Raw genomic sequence first — 14,550 nt, 5'->3', positions numbered from 1 at the left:
GGAAGCCCGCGGCGCGTCATTTCCCGCGCCGCCCGGACTCCCCTGTCAACCCCCGGGTCCGTGAATCCTCTACGGCGCGGTCGGCGGCACGCGGCACACGCTGCGGTAGCGCACCTCCACGGCCTGGCCGGGCGTGGGCACCGCGTCCGTGTTGAAGACCACGGAGTTGCTGCCCGCGTCATACGTCCACCGGGTCGCCGGCACCGCCTGCCCCTGCACGCGCACCGTCATCTCCGTGGTGCCGGTGGGCGCCGCGGTGAGCGGGAAGTCCGCCTGCAAGTCACCGGCGCGCTGGATGACCGACTCCAGCAGCGGGCGGTAGTCCGAGTCGCAGATGGAGGCCACCTTGCCGCCCGTGCCCGTCGCCACGGAGACGAAGCGGTCCGCCTCGTCGCCCGCGGTGGAGCAGCGGTTGTCCGTGGGCACCAGCGCGTAGAGCTGGCTGCGGTGGGACATGCCCGTGCCCTTCAGCGTCTGGAGGAACTGGATGTAGCTGTCCGGGCTGAAGCCGGAGTTGTCGTCCTCGTCCGCCAGCACCACCACCGCCATCCGGGCCGCCGCGCGGGTGAAGCCCGCGTTGCCGTCGTTCGTCTGCGCGGTGCGCGGGTCGTCCGCCTGCTCGGACAGCGGCGCGGACAGCGCCTGGCGCATCGTCTCCAGGCCCTGCACCAGGTTGTGGCACATGCCCACTCCCAGGTTGTCCTGGATGTCGACCGCCGCGGTGGCGCTGTTGCCGGACACCACGCGCGGGTTGCTGCCGTCCACCGGGAACAGGCGCCCGGCCTCGCCGCCGTTGGCCCCGCCGCCGCACTGCGCCCCGCGCGCCACCAGACCCGTGCTGGTGACACCGACGCGCACGTCCACGCCCCGGTCCTTCGCGTGCTGCAGCCAGGAGGGAATGGCCGCCCTCAGCCGCTCCTGGTACGGCGACATCGTCGTCGTGTTGGACACCACGAAGAGCACGTCCAGCTGGCTGTCGGTGCCCTGCGTGTAGCGGTCCACCTGGATGCCCTCGTGGTTCGTCTCACCCTGCAGGGCGATGAGGAACGGCTCGGGCTCGCTGTCGGCACGCACGTACAGCGGGGTGAAGTGCTGCCCCAGCACGTTGCGCGCGTAGTTCACCTCCAGCTCGAAGCCCTCGCCCGGCCCCAGGACGCGGGGCAGCGCGACGGGGTTCTGCACGGAGAACTGGCGGCTGGTGCCGTTGCCCAGCGACACGTCGGACACGGTAATCGGCTCGCTGCACCGGTTGGCCACGTACGTCGTGCGCGGCGCCGCGGCGCAGTCGTAGCGGATGGGCCCGAAGTCCACGAAGGCCGGCGTGGCCACCAGGCAGCTCGCCCGCGACACGCCCTTCAGGGGCAGCGTCACCGTGGGGTAGGCCGGGTTGTTCACCGTCATCCGCAGCTCGCCCGTGAAGGTGCCCTCCGCCGGAGGCCGGAAGGCCACCATGGCGCTGAAGGCCGTGTCGTAGACGACCACGCCGCCCGTCAGCCGGCCGCCCGGCATGAAGAAGGCGCCCCCGCCGTCATTGGAGATGTGGATGTCCTTCACCGCGCACTCGGCGCGGCCCGGGTTGCGGAAGTAGAAGCCCAGCACCGCGCCGCGCCCCGGCACCACGTTGCCGAAGTCCATCGCCGGCTGCGGCAGCAGCTCGTACACGCAGGGGCCGCTGGCGCGCGCCCGGCCGGTGAGGACAATCTGCCGCTCCGGGCTGAACATGTCGTCCGAGCGCACGTTCAGCGTCGCCGTCCAGACGCCCTCCGACTTGGGCTCGAAGTAGACCTTCAGCTCCAGCGCGTCGTTGCCGGGGGCAATGGTCAGCCCGGGCGAGTCCAGCGTGGGCCAGGTGCCGCCGCTCCACGCGTAGCGCTGGGTGCCGCGGGTGGGCACGTCCACGCTGAACTGGGCGCTGGCGCCGTCCGCGCGCACGCCGGTGAAGGTCAGGTTGCCGTTGCTGCCCGCGTTGGTGATGCGGATGACCTTCTCCACCTTGCCGCCCACCGGCAGCTCGCCGAAGTCCAGCGCTACGGGCGTCACCGCCAGCGTGGGCCGGCCGCCGCGCGCGTCCAGAATCACCTGCGACTGCCGCGCCTTGTCGGACGTGTAGTGCACGGTGAGGTCGCCCACGTTCGGGCCCGAGAAGCGGGCGGCGAACTCCATCTTCATCTCCACCGTCTCGCCCGGCTGCACCGTGGTGCCCTCCGGCTTGGAGAGCGGCACGAAGGCCCTGTCACTGGTGACGAGCTTGGAGATGCTCACCGGGCGCCAGGTGATGTTGCGCGCGCGGGTGTACGACTCCGTGCGCTCGTGCACCGGAATCTGGTCGAACGGCACCGGCGCCGGGTCGAACGCGAAGGCGTTGGCCACCGAGTTGCCCTTCAGGTCCACCACCGAGGGCGTGCAGTCCTCGCACGAGCGGACCTCCAGGCGCGCGCCCATGGCCCCCAGGCCCCGGGGCAGGTACTTCGTGCTCACCTTCGCCGACGCGTTCGGCGGAATGGTGATGGTGTCCGGAGTGAACGGGTCCGGGCTGTCGCCCCTCACCGCCAGCGTCAGCGGCAGGTCCACCGGGTTGGTCACCGTCACTTCCAGCGTGCGCTCGCTGTCCACCTCGAGCGTCTCGTAGTCCAAGAGCGGCGGGTACACGCCGATTGGCGTGGGCGTCCCAAGGCCCATCGCCCGCACCTGGGCCTGCGCGCCCTGGTTGGCGTCCGTCGTCACGCTGACCGTCTCCTCGGTCAGCCCTTCCCTCAGCGGGTGGAACCGCACGTGCACCAGGTGGGACTCACCCGGCATCACCCGTCCACCGCCCTCCCCGAGCTCCACCTGATAGGAGGGGTTGCCAGCGAGTCCCAGTGCGTCGAGCGCGAAGAAGGGCACGTACCCGACGTTCCGGATGCGCACCTGCTTCTCCCGCCACTCGCCCACCGGCACCTCGCCGAAGTCGAGCACGTCAACGTCCAGCACGGCCGTTGCCTGCACCGCGCGGGTCTCATCCCCCTCGTGGCATGCCACCCCGGTGGTGGCGAGCAACGCCAGCGCGAACACACGCCCCTTCAGCCCCATCCTCATCTTCCGCTCCCCACCCTTCTCCCCACACGCACCCAACAGGGTCTGGTGCGTGATCCACCGCGCCCTCCGTAATCAATTCGCGTACCAACCCGTCCGGGCCTGGAGGGGCTCGTGAAATCAGGGGGTTGGGGGAGCGCGCGCCGGGCGTGACGGGAGGAAGGAACTCTCTTGCCCTGGAGGGTGAAAGAGTTTTCCCGACCTTTTTGGAGGGTGTTCAGGGTCCGCGGATGAAGGCGGAGACGGCCTGGGCGACAGCTTCCGGCTGCTCCAGGTGGACGTGGTGGCCCCCGGGGATGACGAGCGGCGGCGGGACGAGCGTGGGAAGGGCCTCCAGCCGGCCGCGCAGCAGGGCCTCGTCCGGCGCGAGGCCGTCGGTGGCGCGCAGCAGCTGCACGGGGCAGGTGACGCCGGCCTGGAGCGCCCGCCACTGCGCCTCGTCATAGGCCTGGCCGAAGCGGCGGCGGTGTCGTGGATCAAACGTGAAGGCCACGCCGCCCTCGAAGGGCTCGGTGCCATGGCGGGCCAGGTGCAGCGCGGCCGGCTCCGGCAGGGACGGGTTGTTCTCGCGCAGGCGCGCGGCGGCGTCCTCCACGCTGGCGTAGCGCTTGCGGTTGGGGGGCCGGTGGACGTCGTCCAGGAAGCCGCGCAGCCGGTCCAGCGACGCGCCCGGCGTGCCTCCGGAAGGGCCCAGGCTTTCGATGAGGAACACGCTCTTCACGCGCTTGGGGCGCGCGGCGGCGTAGGCCAGGCAGACGATGCCGCCCAGCGAGTGCCCCACCAGGTGCACCGCGTCCAGGCCCAGCCCGTCCAGCGCGCACTCCACGTCCAGCACGTAGTCGCTGAAGTGGTAGGTGCCGCCGGGGCCCACGTGGCCGCTGCGCCCCATGCCCCGGAAGTCCAGCAGCGCCAGGCGCCACGCGTCGGGCAGGTGCGGCAGGACAGCGTCGAAGCTGTGCGAGTGGTCCAGCCAGCCGTGGAGGAACAGGACGGCCGGCGCGCCCGCGGGGTTGCGCTGGCGCACGTGCAGGGGCAGGCCCTGGGCGTCGACGGTGAGCGACTCGATGGGGTGGGGCACGGGCGTCTCCTGTCCCGTGCCTTAGCCGTTTCGAGCCCGAGTGAGAACCGCCAGGTGTGGCCGGCGGGGAGGTGGCGGGGTCTTCAGCGAGACTCGGCCGGCGCGCGCGGCGGGCCGCCCGTGTCCGGCCTGGAGAGAATCATCGCCAGCTGCTTCGCCTGGTTCTCCGTGGCGCAGCGGTACTCCTGCATCTTCCCGTTCTCCTTTTCGATCCGGAGAACCCAGACATCGTCCTCTTTCGTCACACTGGGTCGCTGAGACATTTGGCGGTTCCTCCCCACCGTGGGGTGGAAGCATGTTTCATGCCTCACACAGGCCTTGCGCCAAATACGCGGAATCCCGGCGCCGCACCCCACAGCTGTCGGGCGGGGTGACAAAAACTGTGCAGCGTTGCGACAATTTTTGGAGCCCGGGCTGCCATTCCTTGCGTAGTACCCCAGTGAGGGTCGGAATCGACCCCGGCCTGGGACGGATTGCCTTCTAGGGCACGTCTGGCCACTCCCAGGCGGAGCGGTAGCCGTCGGTGGCCTGGGTGCCTTCGATGAAGCGCGCGTAGAAGGGGTGGCCGCTGAGGGTGGCGGAGTCGCCCACGACGAAGAGGTGCCGGCGCGCGCGGGTGATGGCGACGTTGATGCGGCGCAAGTCGTTGAGGAAGCCCAGCTGCCCCTCCCCATTGGAGCGGGTGAGGGAGACGAGGACGGCGTCCTTCTCGCGGCCCTGGAAGGCGTCCACCGTGTCAACCTCGACGTCGGGGTGGAGGGCCTCCACGCGCTCGCGGAGCCGGTGGGCCTGGGCGCTGTAGGGCGTAATCACGGCCAGCTCGCGCGGGGCCAGGCCGGCGGCGAGCAGGGCGCGCACGCGGGCCTCGACGAGCTCCGCCTCGCCCGCGTTGAAGAGGCTCTTGGTGGTGGGCTCCACCTCCTCCTCGAAGCCCTTGCCGGCGGTGTCGAGGAAGAGGACGGGCGGGGCGTCCACCTCGGCGCCGGGCGTGAGGACGTCCGCCAGCGTGCGGTCCGCCACGGAGGGGTGGGCGCGCAGCTCGCCGCCGTACATCTCGCGCGAGGGGAAGTCCATGATGCGCGCGTTCATCCGGTACTGCTCGCGCAGCATGCGCTTGACGCCCTCGCCGTGGTCCTTGAGCAGCCGCTCGAAGAGGCTCACGCCGAGGCCGGCCTTCGCGGCCTCCTGGGAGAGGACGGTGGGCGGCAGCTGCTGCGGGTCTCCGGCGAGGATGACCCTGGGCGCGCGAAGGAAGCCGAGCAGCGTGAGGGGCTCGGTGGCCTGGGTGGCCTCGTCGAGCAGGGCCAGGTCGAACTTCTCGTTGGAGAGCACGCCGGTGTCGAGGCTGGCGAGGGTGACGCAGACGACGTCGGCGCGGGCGAGTACGGCGCGCACGGCCTTCCTCTCCAGGGCGCGGGCCTCGTCGAGCATGCTCTTGGCCTCGGTGGTGGAGGCGCGGGCATTGGCGAAGCGCTCGCGGCTGCGCCCCTGGGTGCGCTGGCGGCGCGCGTAGCCGAGCAGGGAGTACGCCTCGTCGAAGAGGTCTCGGGAGACAACGCGGTCCGGGTGGTCCTCCACGACGATGTCCAGGGTGTGCTCCTGGAGGCGCGGGGCGACGCGGGCCGGGTGGCCCACGCGGATGGCGCGCAGGCCCTTGTCCAGGCAGAGGTCCAGCAGGTGGTCCACGGCGGCGTTGCTGGCGGCGGTGCACAGCAGGCGCTGCCCGCGGGCCACGGCCTGGGCGGCGACCTCGGCGAGCACGGTGGACTTGCCGGTGCCCGGGGGGCCGTGGACGAGGAAGAAGTCCTCGGCGGCCAGGGCGCGGGCGGTGGCGTCCTGCTGCTCGGGGTTGAGGGGGCGGGTGGGCTCGAAGTCGCGGGGCGTGTCGAAGCGGGGGGGCTCGTTGCCCAGGACGACCTCGCGCTTGTGGCGCTCGGCGCCCTTGTCCAGGGCCTTGATGCGCTGGAGGCCGGCGCGCAGCCTGTCGTAGGTGACGTCGTTGGGGACGACGTCGAGGCGGAGCAGGCCCTCGTGCACGTAGGGCGGCGGGGACTTGTCGAAGGCAAGCTGGATGCGGGTGGCGGTGGCGCGCGAGACGAGGGCGCGGGCGGGCTCCTTCACCTCGGCGCGGCGGGGCAGGACGGCCACGAGGTCGCCGTTGTGCAGGCGGGTGGGCAGGGGGCGCCTGTCGGTGCGGCCCAGGGTGACGAGGAAGCGGCCGCCGAGGCCGACCTCCTCCTCGAGCGACTCGAGGTCGAGGACGGACAGCCCGTGCTCCTCGCGCTCCTGCAGGGAGAGGGACTCGGCGAGGGCGGCCAGGCGGGCTTTCTCGGCCTCGCGCTCCCGGGTGAGGAGCGAGCCGAGCTGGTCGAAGAAGGACACGTCACGGGCCATGGGCACGTCATGCCACCAGGCCGGCGCGGCGGCCAGCGTCACGGAAGGGCCGTGTCGCGGGCTAACGCTTCTTCTTTGTCCGGGATGATGCCTGGAGGTGGCGGCACAGCAGGTCCACGAGAGCGCGGAAGGAGGGGAGCTGCTGGAGGATGCAGTCGCGGACGGCGCGGAGCTGCTCGCTGGTCACGCTGGAGAGGATGGCGTCTCGTTCCAGGAGGTCCTTCTTCACCGTGGCGAGCTCGATGCGCTTCGGATCGATGCTCGGGTAGCAGGCGTGGGCCGCAGTGAGGACGCTCTCCATGTTCTGCTTGAGCAGGACGATGGAGAGCCGGCCCGACGGTGGGCTGCCTTTACGAATCTCCTGCTCCACGCGCTCGTCAGGTGCGGTCTTCGCGAGCTTGAGCAGGTGGCGGATCTTGTCGTTGTCAAAGACCGCGATGACCGGACGCCCATCCGGTGCGATGTCTTCCAGTTCCTCGCGGCACGCCTTCAGTACGTTGGCGTAGCCCTTCAGGGGACGGTAGTCCCTGAGTGCTGCCTCGATGAAGTGCCGCTCCTGGCTGGCGAGCCCATCGGCCACGCAGGCCTTCACGAGCGCATGCAGGCCGAAGCCCTGGCGCGGGCCGCGCTGGTCCTCGTAGAGCACGCACACGCGCTGCATCAGGCTCGCTCCTTACGAGTGAGCACGGAGGCCTCATGGCCCGCGCCGCGGATGTCGCCCAGGCCCCGGTAGCGCTCGAGCCACTTCGAGAGCGCGTTCGGGTCGGGCCGGTACAACCGGGTGGCCCGGTTCTCGTCCAGTTCACAGAGGACGACGGCGCGAGCGGGGTCGGACAGCCCGTCCAGCAATCGATCCGAGTGGGTCGCCACCAGCACGGGGAAGTCACGGGCCATGGCCTCGAACATGTCCAGCACGCGCATGAGCAGGCGTGGGTGCAGGTGTAGATCGGGCTCATCGAGCGCGACGAGCGCGGGAGGTGTCGCGCGCAGTCGGAAGAGCGCCACGTAGGCCAGGTAGGACAGCATTCCGTCCGAGAGCTGGGAGGCGGGAATCTGGCGGTCGAGGTTCTTCAGCTTGAGCGACAAGCTGATGCTGCCTCCGCCCGGGTCGGCCAGGGTGGCTACATCTTCAATGTCCTCACCCAGGCCTAGCCGGAGGTAGCCAAGCGTCCGTTGCCATTCCTCCTGGCTGTAGTTGTTCTTTAGTGCATGGAACGCATTGGCCAGGTTGATGCCCAGCTTTTCGAGCCGGCCCGCAGGTGCAAGCGGAGAGGGGATGCGCATCGCGGACTTGCGGTCGAGCGCGCGGGCTGCCCATGCCGGTGTGACCTCGAACGGCAGATGGACGTGAATCTCCCTCAGTGCCGCCGTCACGACCTTGACGGCATCGTCGCCTGTCGAGTCTGGGCTGTATAGCTCCGTCTGGGACAGGAGCGTCTTGTCGATGGGGATGTCACCACTGTCAACTGTGCCGCTGTCACCCTCGTAGAGTTCGTAGACGTCGACTTGGCGCCGTACCGCCAGCACTGATGGCTTGCTCCCGGTACTGCGCTTTGAGCCATGGGAAGAGCGCTGTGCGGCCCCAGTCCGAGCGCTCGAGGCCTTGCGAGGTTTGTAGCTGACCTCTTCTTGCAGGCTGGCGAATGAACCAGCAGGCGAGAGCGTGAGATCGTAGTCGACAGACGAATAGCGATGTCCACGCCATGAACTCGGGCCCAGCGTCACGCCCAGCCTCAGATGAGGAGCGCCCTGACGGAGGAGCCCCGGCAGTCCTCCATGAATACTGTAGAGTTCGTCCAGGAACCGCTCACTCGTGGCTCTGCGAAGGAGCTCGCAGGCCTCGATGATGCTGCTCTTGCCGCTCCCGTTTTCGCCAATGAGGACCGTGAGTCCGTCGAGCCTGAGGCGCAGCTTCTCGATGGTGCGGAGCCCTTCAATGCGGAGTTCGGTGATCGGCATGGGGGCGTGGCGTGGCTTGGAGAGAAAGACAGCTTGCGCCTCCCTTATTACACCAGCCGCCATGGTACGTCGCGCCTCCTGCGGTCGTACAACGAAGCTCGGGCGGATGGGACGGCGGGCCGCCCAGAGGGGGAACACACGTGACGGGAACCAACAGCCCGGCAGGCATCATCGAGGCCGTGCGCAAGCGGCCGGGCATGTACGTCGGCGACACGGGTGTCTACGGCCTCCACCACCTCGTCTACTTCCTCCTGGACGCGGTCTTCTCGGAGGCCCGACGAGGGGAGTGCGGCGACTTCTCGCTGGAGGCCGGTGTGGACGGTTCCATCTCCCTCTTCTCCACCAGTCGCATCGTGCCTCCAGGGGAGTTGGTCGGTATGGCGGTGGGACATGCCTTCTACATGCAGCCGGAGACCTACGATTGGGGCTGGAGCAACAGCGTTCCCGTCGCCCTCGCGCTTTCGTCCCGCTACCAGGTGGACCTGTGGAGCGAGGGGCGTCAGTGGTGCCTGCTCGGAGAACAGGGGCGTCCCGTGGACGAGCCCCAGGAGGTGACGCCCGCGGAACCGCTGCCCATCGAGGCCTCGCGGGGGATGCGCATCCGCGTCGTCCCCGATGCCACCATCTTCGACAAGCCCGCCTTCGACACCGAGATGCTCTCCCGCCGCTGCCAGGAACTGACGACCCTCGCACCCGGGCTTCGCGCCCGCTTCACGGACCATCGAACGGGCCAGCACGCCCTGCTGTACTACCCGCGAGGCCTCACCCAGTGGCTCGAGGAGCGCATCCAGGGCCTGCCGCGCGTCCATCCCGAGCCGCTGTCCTTCGACGTTCAGTGGGAGGGGCTTCGGGTCCGGTGCACGCTCCAGTGGTGCGAAGTGGACGGGAGCGTGTGGTCCTACGCAAACACGGTGCGGACGCGTCGGCAGGGGGTGCACGTGGACGGGGTCTTCCTGGCACTCCGAGGCGCGCTCTCAGAACTCTCGGGAGAGCGGGTCCCCGTCTTCTCCCGGCCCCGGTTGGAGCGCGGGTTGATGGCCATCATTTCCGCGGACGGTCCCGAGGAGCGCATGTCCTTCAAGGGGCCTACCAAGGACCTGCTCGCCACCGAGGGCCTGAAGTGGGCCGTGCGGAGGCTGCTCCGCCCCGTGCTCGTAGAGGCTCTCCGCGAGCATCCACTAACGCCCTGGCTGCTGGAGCAGGGGAGGGTGCCGCGACGGCGCGCATCTCCCTGAGCGCGGGCGCGTACGCCGGAAACGGCGGGGCCGGCGCTCCACGGAGGGAAGCACCGGCCCACGCCAGCCACGGTGACGACTACAGGAACTTGCCGCCGCTCACGACGAGGCCGTAGTCGGCGTCAATCGCCGTCGTCTCCAGGCGCGCGTCCTGGACGAGCTCGTCCGCCAGCACCTCCACCTTCCAGGTGCCCGCCGCCGGGTTCGCCAGGAAGACGTTCTCCACCGTGTCGACCTTGTTGGACACGCCACCGGCCGTGGAGACGTTGCCCGCCGTCAGGCCGTTGTTGCCCCAGTACACGACGCCCGAGGGCGACGTCACCCGCAGCGACAAGTCATTGATGCGCGCCCGGGCGGCGCCCACCGTGCCCGCGGGGTCGTTGTAGACCATGGTGACGTTCAGCTCCGTCTGCCCGGTGGCCACGGCGACGTTGTACGTCTTCGTCGCCAGCGGGGTGAGCACGTCCGTCTCGTTGACGATGCTCGTCACCGCCGCGCGGTCCAGCAGGCGCTTCACGTCCGCCGTGCCCCAGCCCTGCTTGTTGCGGTCCAGGTCGGCATTGCTGCCGCCCGCCAGCCAGTTGTAGCGGTGCGCCATGTTGATCATCAGCGCCTTCGCCGTGGCCATCTGCGGCCGGCTGGCGAAGACGTCCGCGCCGCCGCCGAAGCCGGCCCACACGCCGTTGTGCCACATCTGGAACAGCAGGCCGAAGTGGCCCGCCGTCTCCGGCGTCGCCGCGCTGGTGCCACCGAAGTTGGTGTAGGACGTGTTGCTCGCATTGCTGGCCGAGCGGATGGCGTCGTAGTAGTACGACAGATCCGGCTTGATGCGGCCGTCCGCCGCCGGGCCGATGCTGGCGCCCCCGTTCCACCGGTCATCCGTGCGGACGGCATTGTCGAAGTGGTACATGCCACCCACGGAGACGATGTTCTTCGCCCACGCCTGCGGGCGCGAGTTCCGCGTGCCGGAGTTGCTCTGCGACTGCGTGCTGAGGATGGGGTGCTTCAGCAAGTAGTCGTCCACCTCGGCGGAGATGGTGGTGTACGTGGTGCCCAGCGCGCTGCCCACGCTCGACGTCTGGAACACCGCGCGGTACGGGCCCGCGGGGTTGATGAGCTCCTGGTTGATGGTGTAGCGCGACTTGGTGCCGCCGAACTGCGTGGACTCGCTGTAGAGGAAGAAGATGCCCTGCCCGGACGGCAGGATGCCGCGCGCGGCCGGGTCCACGCCCCGGGCGAAGTTGATGCTGTAGCAGGACGTGCCGTGAGCACTGCCGGCGGTCGACGTGCTGTGGATGATGGGCGGGGTGGCCCACTCCTGGTGCGTGGTGCGCAGCTCGGTGTCGAAGATCTCCCCGCGCACGCCCTGGCCCGTCCAGCCCTTCACGGTCTCCAGGTGGTTCGCACCGCCCACGATGCGGACGTTGTTCACGTCCACCTCACCGGGCCCGCCCCACCGGTCGATGAACTGCACCGCGTTGGAGCGCACCAGCTTCTCCAGCTGGGCCTGGTTGAGGGACGCCTCCACGCGCCAGCCGCCCGGCTCCACCAGCTCCACGGTGCCGCCCAGCTTGCGGACCAGCTCGGCGACCTCCTCCTGCCGCTTCGCGCCGTGCTCTCCCACCATGATGGAGTAGCGCTGCCGCTCCAGCCGTGCCGTGCGGCCGAGCATGGCCTCGCGCAGCGGCGCCTCCACGCGGTACTCCGGGTGGTACGGGCCCACCCAGCGCACGTAGGGCAGCTCGCCCACGCGCTTCTGGGTATCCGGGCTCATCTCCACGAGGAAGGTGTGGTCCGTCAGGAAGCGCAGCACCTTGCCGCCCGCGGCCTCAATCTCCGAGCGGAACTCCGGCAGCGGCGTGCCCTGGAACTGCACCAGCTGCAGCGTGTTGTCCGGGTCCGCGGACAGCAGGCCCGTCACCAGCGGCCTCGCGCCGCGCACCGGGTCGAACCGCACGTGCTCCAGCTCCACCTGGTACGTGGTCGCCTGCACGCGGCCCATCAGCTCCACGCCGCCCCGGCTGTAGGCGAAGAAGTCCTGGCGCGCGCCGTCCGCGCCCAGCTCCTCCCACGTGTGCAGCTGCACCGCCGTGGAGGGCACGTCCACCGTGCGCAGCCCGCGCACCGCGCCGTCCGTGCGGTGGAAGACGAGCCCGGCGCCGGTGACGAGCGCGAAGCGGCCGGCTCCGCCCTCGAAGCCTCCGACGAGGCGGGCGCCTTCCGCCTCCGTGGCCTCGACGACGCGCGCGGGCGCCAGCGCGGAGGCCGGACTCGCCACGCCGGGACGGGCGTCCGGCTGCGACGCCGCGAGCGACGGCAGCGGAAGGACCAGGCCCCAGCCCAGGGCCAGGACGGAAAGCGGGCGCCAGCGGTCGGCATACGATGCGAAGGGAGTCTTCATCTCGGTGTCTCCTTTGCTGCGGGCGAGGTACGACAGCTCTAGAAAACCGGCAAAACAAGAATGAATAGATAATGCCGGCATTCCCGATGTGTCAACGCACGCAGGAGGTCGGGCCGCGGTGCGGACCCGTGTGGTGCGCTCGGGTGTCACGCGGGCCTGTCACGCCAGGTTGGCCCGCTGCCCTTCAGGGGCTCGCGAGGTGCGCGCGGGCGGAGCGATGACGTGCGAAACGGCCAGTCCTACTGAAGGAGCAGTGCGTCAGGCGCGTGCGTGGCGCGGCGTCCGGAAGGGCTCACCATGGAACTGGTCGTGTTCATCGGTCTGCAGGGCTCCGGGAAGAGCAGCTTCTTCAAGCAGCGCTTCACGGACACGCACGCGCTGGTGAGCAAGGACCTGTGGCCCCACGCGCGCCGGAGGGAGGCGCGGCAGCAGCGGTACATCTCCGAGGCGCTCGCGGCGGGACGCTCGGTGGTGGTGGACAACACCAACCCGTCGCCCGACGTGCGCGCGCCCCTCATCGCCCTGGGGCGGGAGCATGGCGCACGCGTCGTCGGCTACTACTTCGCCTCGGACCTGAAGCAGTGCCTCGCGCGCAACGAGCAGCGGCAGGGCCGGGCGCGGGTGCCGGAGGTGGCGCTGTTCGCCACCGTGAAGCAGCTGCGGCGGCCGAGCGCCGCCGAGGGCTTCGATGCCCTGTACCACGTGACGTTGACCCCGGAAGGCGTCTTCCGGGTCGAGGACTGGAAAGAGGAGAGCAATGGAACCGGATGAGCTGGCGACCCGCATGCGACAGGGTGAGGTGTTCCACGGCCTGCGCCTGCTGCCGGGGGCGTGGACGGTGCTGCGCGTGGATGGCCGCGGCTTCTCGCGCTTCACCGAGGAGCGCTTCGAGAAGCCCTTCGATGCGGCCTTCCACCAGGTGATGGTGCGCACCGCCAGCGCGCTGCTGGAGGACCTCCAGGGCGTGTACGCGTACACGCAGAGCGACGAAATCTCCGTCCTCTTCCCACCGGACTGGTCGCTGTTCGACCGCTCCATGGAGAAGCTCGTCTCACTGTCCGCGGGCCTGGCGAGCGCGACCTTCACGCACGCCGCGGGCGTGCCCGCCATGTTCGACGGCCGCGCGTGGCTGGGGACGAACGAGCGCGCCGTGCTGGACTACTTCCTCTGGCGACAGGCGGACGGCAGCCGGTGCGCGCTGCATGGCTGGTGCTACTGGACGCTGCGCAAGGAGGGGAAGACGGCGACCCAGGCCACGCGCGAGCTGGATGGCCGCAACGTGGGCTTCAAGAACGAGCTGCTCTTCCAGCGCGGCATCAACTTCAACGAGGTGCCGCTCTGGCAGCGGCGCGGCAGCGCCGTCTTCTGGGAGCACTACCTGAAAGAGGGCGTGGACCCGCGCAGCGGCCAGCGCACCCAGGCCTCGCGCCGGCGGCTCAAGGTGGACGCGGAGTTGCCGATGAAGGAGGCGTACGAGGACTACCTGCGCGGCGTGCTCGCCGCGTCACCCCCGGCCCCCGCCTAACCCGCGGTGCCCGTCCTCGCGGACAGCGGCAGCACCTTCCACAGCCGGGGCTTGTCGTACTGGGGAGGAATCATCCCCAGCGGCCAGCCCTCGGCCGTGACTTCCCCGTACTGGTAGCTGCGCCCGCCATGCTTCAGCCGCGTGCCGGTGCCGCCGGGCAGCCCCACGCCCACCGCCGCGTGCGCCAGCGGGTCCGAGTAGAGAATCACCGCGTCGATGCCGGCCTGGCGCAGCAGCATCACCGCCAGCACCGCCTTGGAGTCGCAGTCCCCGCTGTCCAGCGCGGGCACCAGCGCCGGAGGAATGATTCCGAAGGGCTCGTCCTTCGGCAGCTCGTAGCGGATGCGCTGCACGAAGCCGAGGATGAGCTTCGCGGCCTGCGAGGCGTCCAGTCCGCGCTCCCGGATGGAGGTGACGAAGCGGTCGCCCAGCTCGCGCACCGGCTCCTCGTTGGTGCGCATCAGCTCCTCGTAGATGCAGCGCATGTCCGCCGAGCACCCGGCCGGCGCGTGGTAGGTGAAGCGCTCGTTGCCCAGCGAGCGGTAGCGCAGCCGCCGGCCGAGGGACTGGTGTCCCTCGTCCAGCTCGGCGGTGAGCGCCTTGCCCAGCCCATAGGCCACGTGGTGCTCCGGCGGGCTGATGCCGTCCACCCGCCACTCGTAGTTCCGGGCGTCCTGCGGCGGCGTGCCGGGCGGCAGGAGCACGGCGCCCACGTCGACGACGCGCACGCTGCTGGGGAAGCCCGGCACCGGGGCGCGGACGTCCAGGTCCGCCAGCCGCCCGAGCATGCCCAGCCCGCAACAGCAGAAGCAGCTCGCGAGGCCGATGCCCACGAGCAGCAGCTTGAAGAGGGTCTTCCAGGGACTGGCGCTGGAGGAGGCCATGG

10 protein-coding genes are annotated in these 14,550 nt (G+C 70.1%); 3 read left to right on the top strand and 7 right to left on the bottom strand.

Annotated features, from left to right (window positions below):
• Positions 1 to 69: 69 nt before the first annotated feature.
• The 5 genes from LXT23_RS44355 to LXT23_RS44335 all read right to left on the bottom strand — a co-directional run bounded on the left by LXT23_RS44355 (position 70) and on the right by LXT23_RS44335 (position 8,566).
• Positions 70 to 3,075, bottom strand: coding sequence for a choice-of-anchor D domain-containing protein (locus LXT23_RS44355; RefSeq protein ID WP_253986570.1), 3,006 nt, complete (start codon positions 3,073 to 3,075; stop codon positions 70 to 72).
• A 214-nt stretch (positions 3,076 to 3,289) separates the two neighbouring features.
• The gene (locus LXT23_RS44350) at positions 3,290 to 4,150 is read right to left on the bottom strand and encodes an alpha/beta fold hydrolase (RefSeq protein WP_253986569.1); all 861 of its coding nucleotides are present in this window, start codon (positions 4,148 to 4,150) and stop codon (positions 3,290 to 3,292) included.
• 480 nt (positions 4,151 to 4,630) lie between these two features.
• Positions 4,631 to 6,544 (bottom strand): AAA domain-containing protein, encoded by a 1,914-nt coding sequence (locus tag LXT23_RS44345; protein ID WP_253986624.1) that lies wholly within the window; start codon positions 6,542 to 6,544, stop codon positions 4,631 to 4,633.
• A 61-nt stretch (positions 6,545 to 6,605) separates the two neighbouring features.
• Entirely contained in the window at positions 6,606 to 7,205 is a 600-nt protein-coding gene (locus LXT23_RS44340; RefSeq protein WP_253986568.1) for a hypothetical protein, read from the bottom strand.
• Positions 7,205 to 8,566, bottom strand: a complete 1,362-nt coding sequence (locus LXT23_RS44335; RefSeq protein WP_253986567.1) for an AAA family ATPase — start codon at positions 8,564 to 8,566, stop codon at positions 7,205 to 7,207. Before LXT23_RS44335 ends, LXT23_RS44340 begins: the two co-directional genes overlap by 1 nt.
• 77 nt (positions 8,567 to 8,643) lie before the next feature.
• On the opposite strand from LXT23_RS44335, the gene LXT23_RS44330 reads away from it, so the two are divergent.
• Positions 8,644 to 9,738, top strand: coding sequence for a DNA topoisomerase subunit B (locus LXT23_RS44330; RefSeq protein WP_253986566.1), 1,095 nt, complete (start codon positions 8,644 to 8,646; stop codon positions 9,736 to 9,738).
• A gap of 79 nt (positions 9,739 to 9,817) precedes the next feature.
• Here the strand turns inward: LXT23_RS44330 and LXT23_RS44325 are convergent, their stop codons facing one another.
• Entirely contained in the window at positions 9,818 to 12,139 is a 2,322-nt protein-coding gene (locus LXT23_RS44325) for a S8 family serine peptidase (RefSeq protein ID WP_253986565.1), read from the bottom strand.
• A gap of 297 nt (positions 12,140 to 12,436) precedes the next feature.
• Between LXT23_RS44325 and LXT23_RS44320 the strand changes: the two genes are divergently transcribed.
• Positions 12,437 to 12,910: an ATP-binding protein gene (locus LXT23_RS44320; protein ID WP_253986564.1), complete on the top strand. Its 474-nt coding sequence runs from the start codon at positions 12,437 to 12,439 to the stop codon at positions 12,908 to 12,910.
• Positions 12,897 to 13,664: a tRNA(His) guanylyltransferase Thg1 family protein gene (locus tag LXT23_RS44315; protein WP_253986563.1), complete on the top strand. Its 768-nt coding sequence runs from the start codon at positions 12,897 to 12,899 to the stop codon at positions 13,662 to 13,664. The genes LXT23_RS44320 and LXT23_RS44315 overlap by 14 nt, the downstream gene beginning before the upstream one ends.
• On the opposite strand, the gene LXT23_RS44310 is transcribed toward LXT23_RS44315, so the two are convergent.
• Positions 13,661 to 14,548: a transglutaminase-like domain-containing protein gene (locus LXT23_RS44310; RefSeq protein ID WP_253986562.1), complete on the bottom strand. Its 888-nt coding sequence runs from the start codon at positions 14,546 to 14,548 to the stop codon at positions 13,661 to 13,663. The two genes, LXT23_RS44315 and LXT23_RS44310, sit on opposite strands and share 4 nt — an antisense overlap.
• Between the last annotated feature and the right edge of the window lie 2 nt (positions 14,549 to 14,550).

The organism is Pyxidicoccus xibeiensis, from assembly GCF_024198175.1.
GTDB classification, from domain to species: domain Bacteria; phylum Myxococcota; class Myxococcia; order Myxococcales; family Myxococcaceae; genus Myxococcus; species Myxococcus xibeiensis.
This window is presented reverse-complemented; position numbering and strand designations above follow the sequence as displayed.

What these genes read in the sequence shown, in the direction of transcription:
- LXT23_RS44325 (WP_253986565.1), bottom strand. Translation starts at nt 12,139, where the DNA reads ATGAAGACTCCCTTCGCATCGTATGCCGACCGCTGGCGCCCGCTTTCC.
- LXT23_RS44345 (WP_253986624.1), bottom strand. Translation starts at nt 6,544, where the DNA reads ATGGCCCGTGACGTGTCCTTCTTCGACCAGCTCGGCTCGCTCCTCACC.
- LXT23_RS44355 (WP_253986570.1), bottom strand. Translation starts at nt 3,075, where the DNA reads ATGAGGATGGGGCTGAAGGGGCGTGTGTTCGCGCTGGCGTTGCTCGCC.
- LXT23_RS44320 (WP_253986564.1), top strand. Translation starts at nt 12,437, where the DNA reads ATGGAACTGGTCGTGTTCATCGGTCTGCAGGGCTCCGGGAAGAGCAGC.
- LXT23_RS44340 (WP_253986568.1), bottom strand. Translation starts at nt 7,205, where the DNA reads ATGCAGCGCGTGTGCGTGCTCTACGAGGACCAGCGCGGCCCGCGCCAG.
- LXT23_RS44335 (WP_253986567.1), bottom strand. Translation starts at nt 8,566, where the DNA reads ATGGCGGCTGGTGTAATAAGGGAGGCGCAAGCTGTCTTTCTCTCCAAG.
- LXT23_RS44315 (WP_253986563.1), top strand. Translation starts at nt 12,897, where the DNA reads ATGGAACCGGATGAGCTGGCGACCCGCATGCGACAGGGTGAGGTGTTC.
- LXT23_RS44310 (WP_253986562.1), bottom strand. Translation starts at nt 14,548, where the DNA reads ATGGCCTCCTCCAGCGCCAGTCCCTGGAAGACCCTCTTCAAGCTGCTG.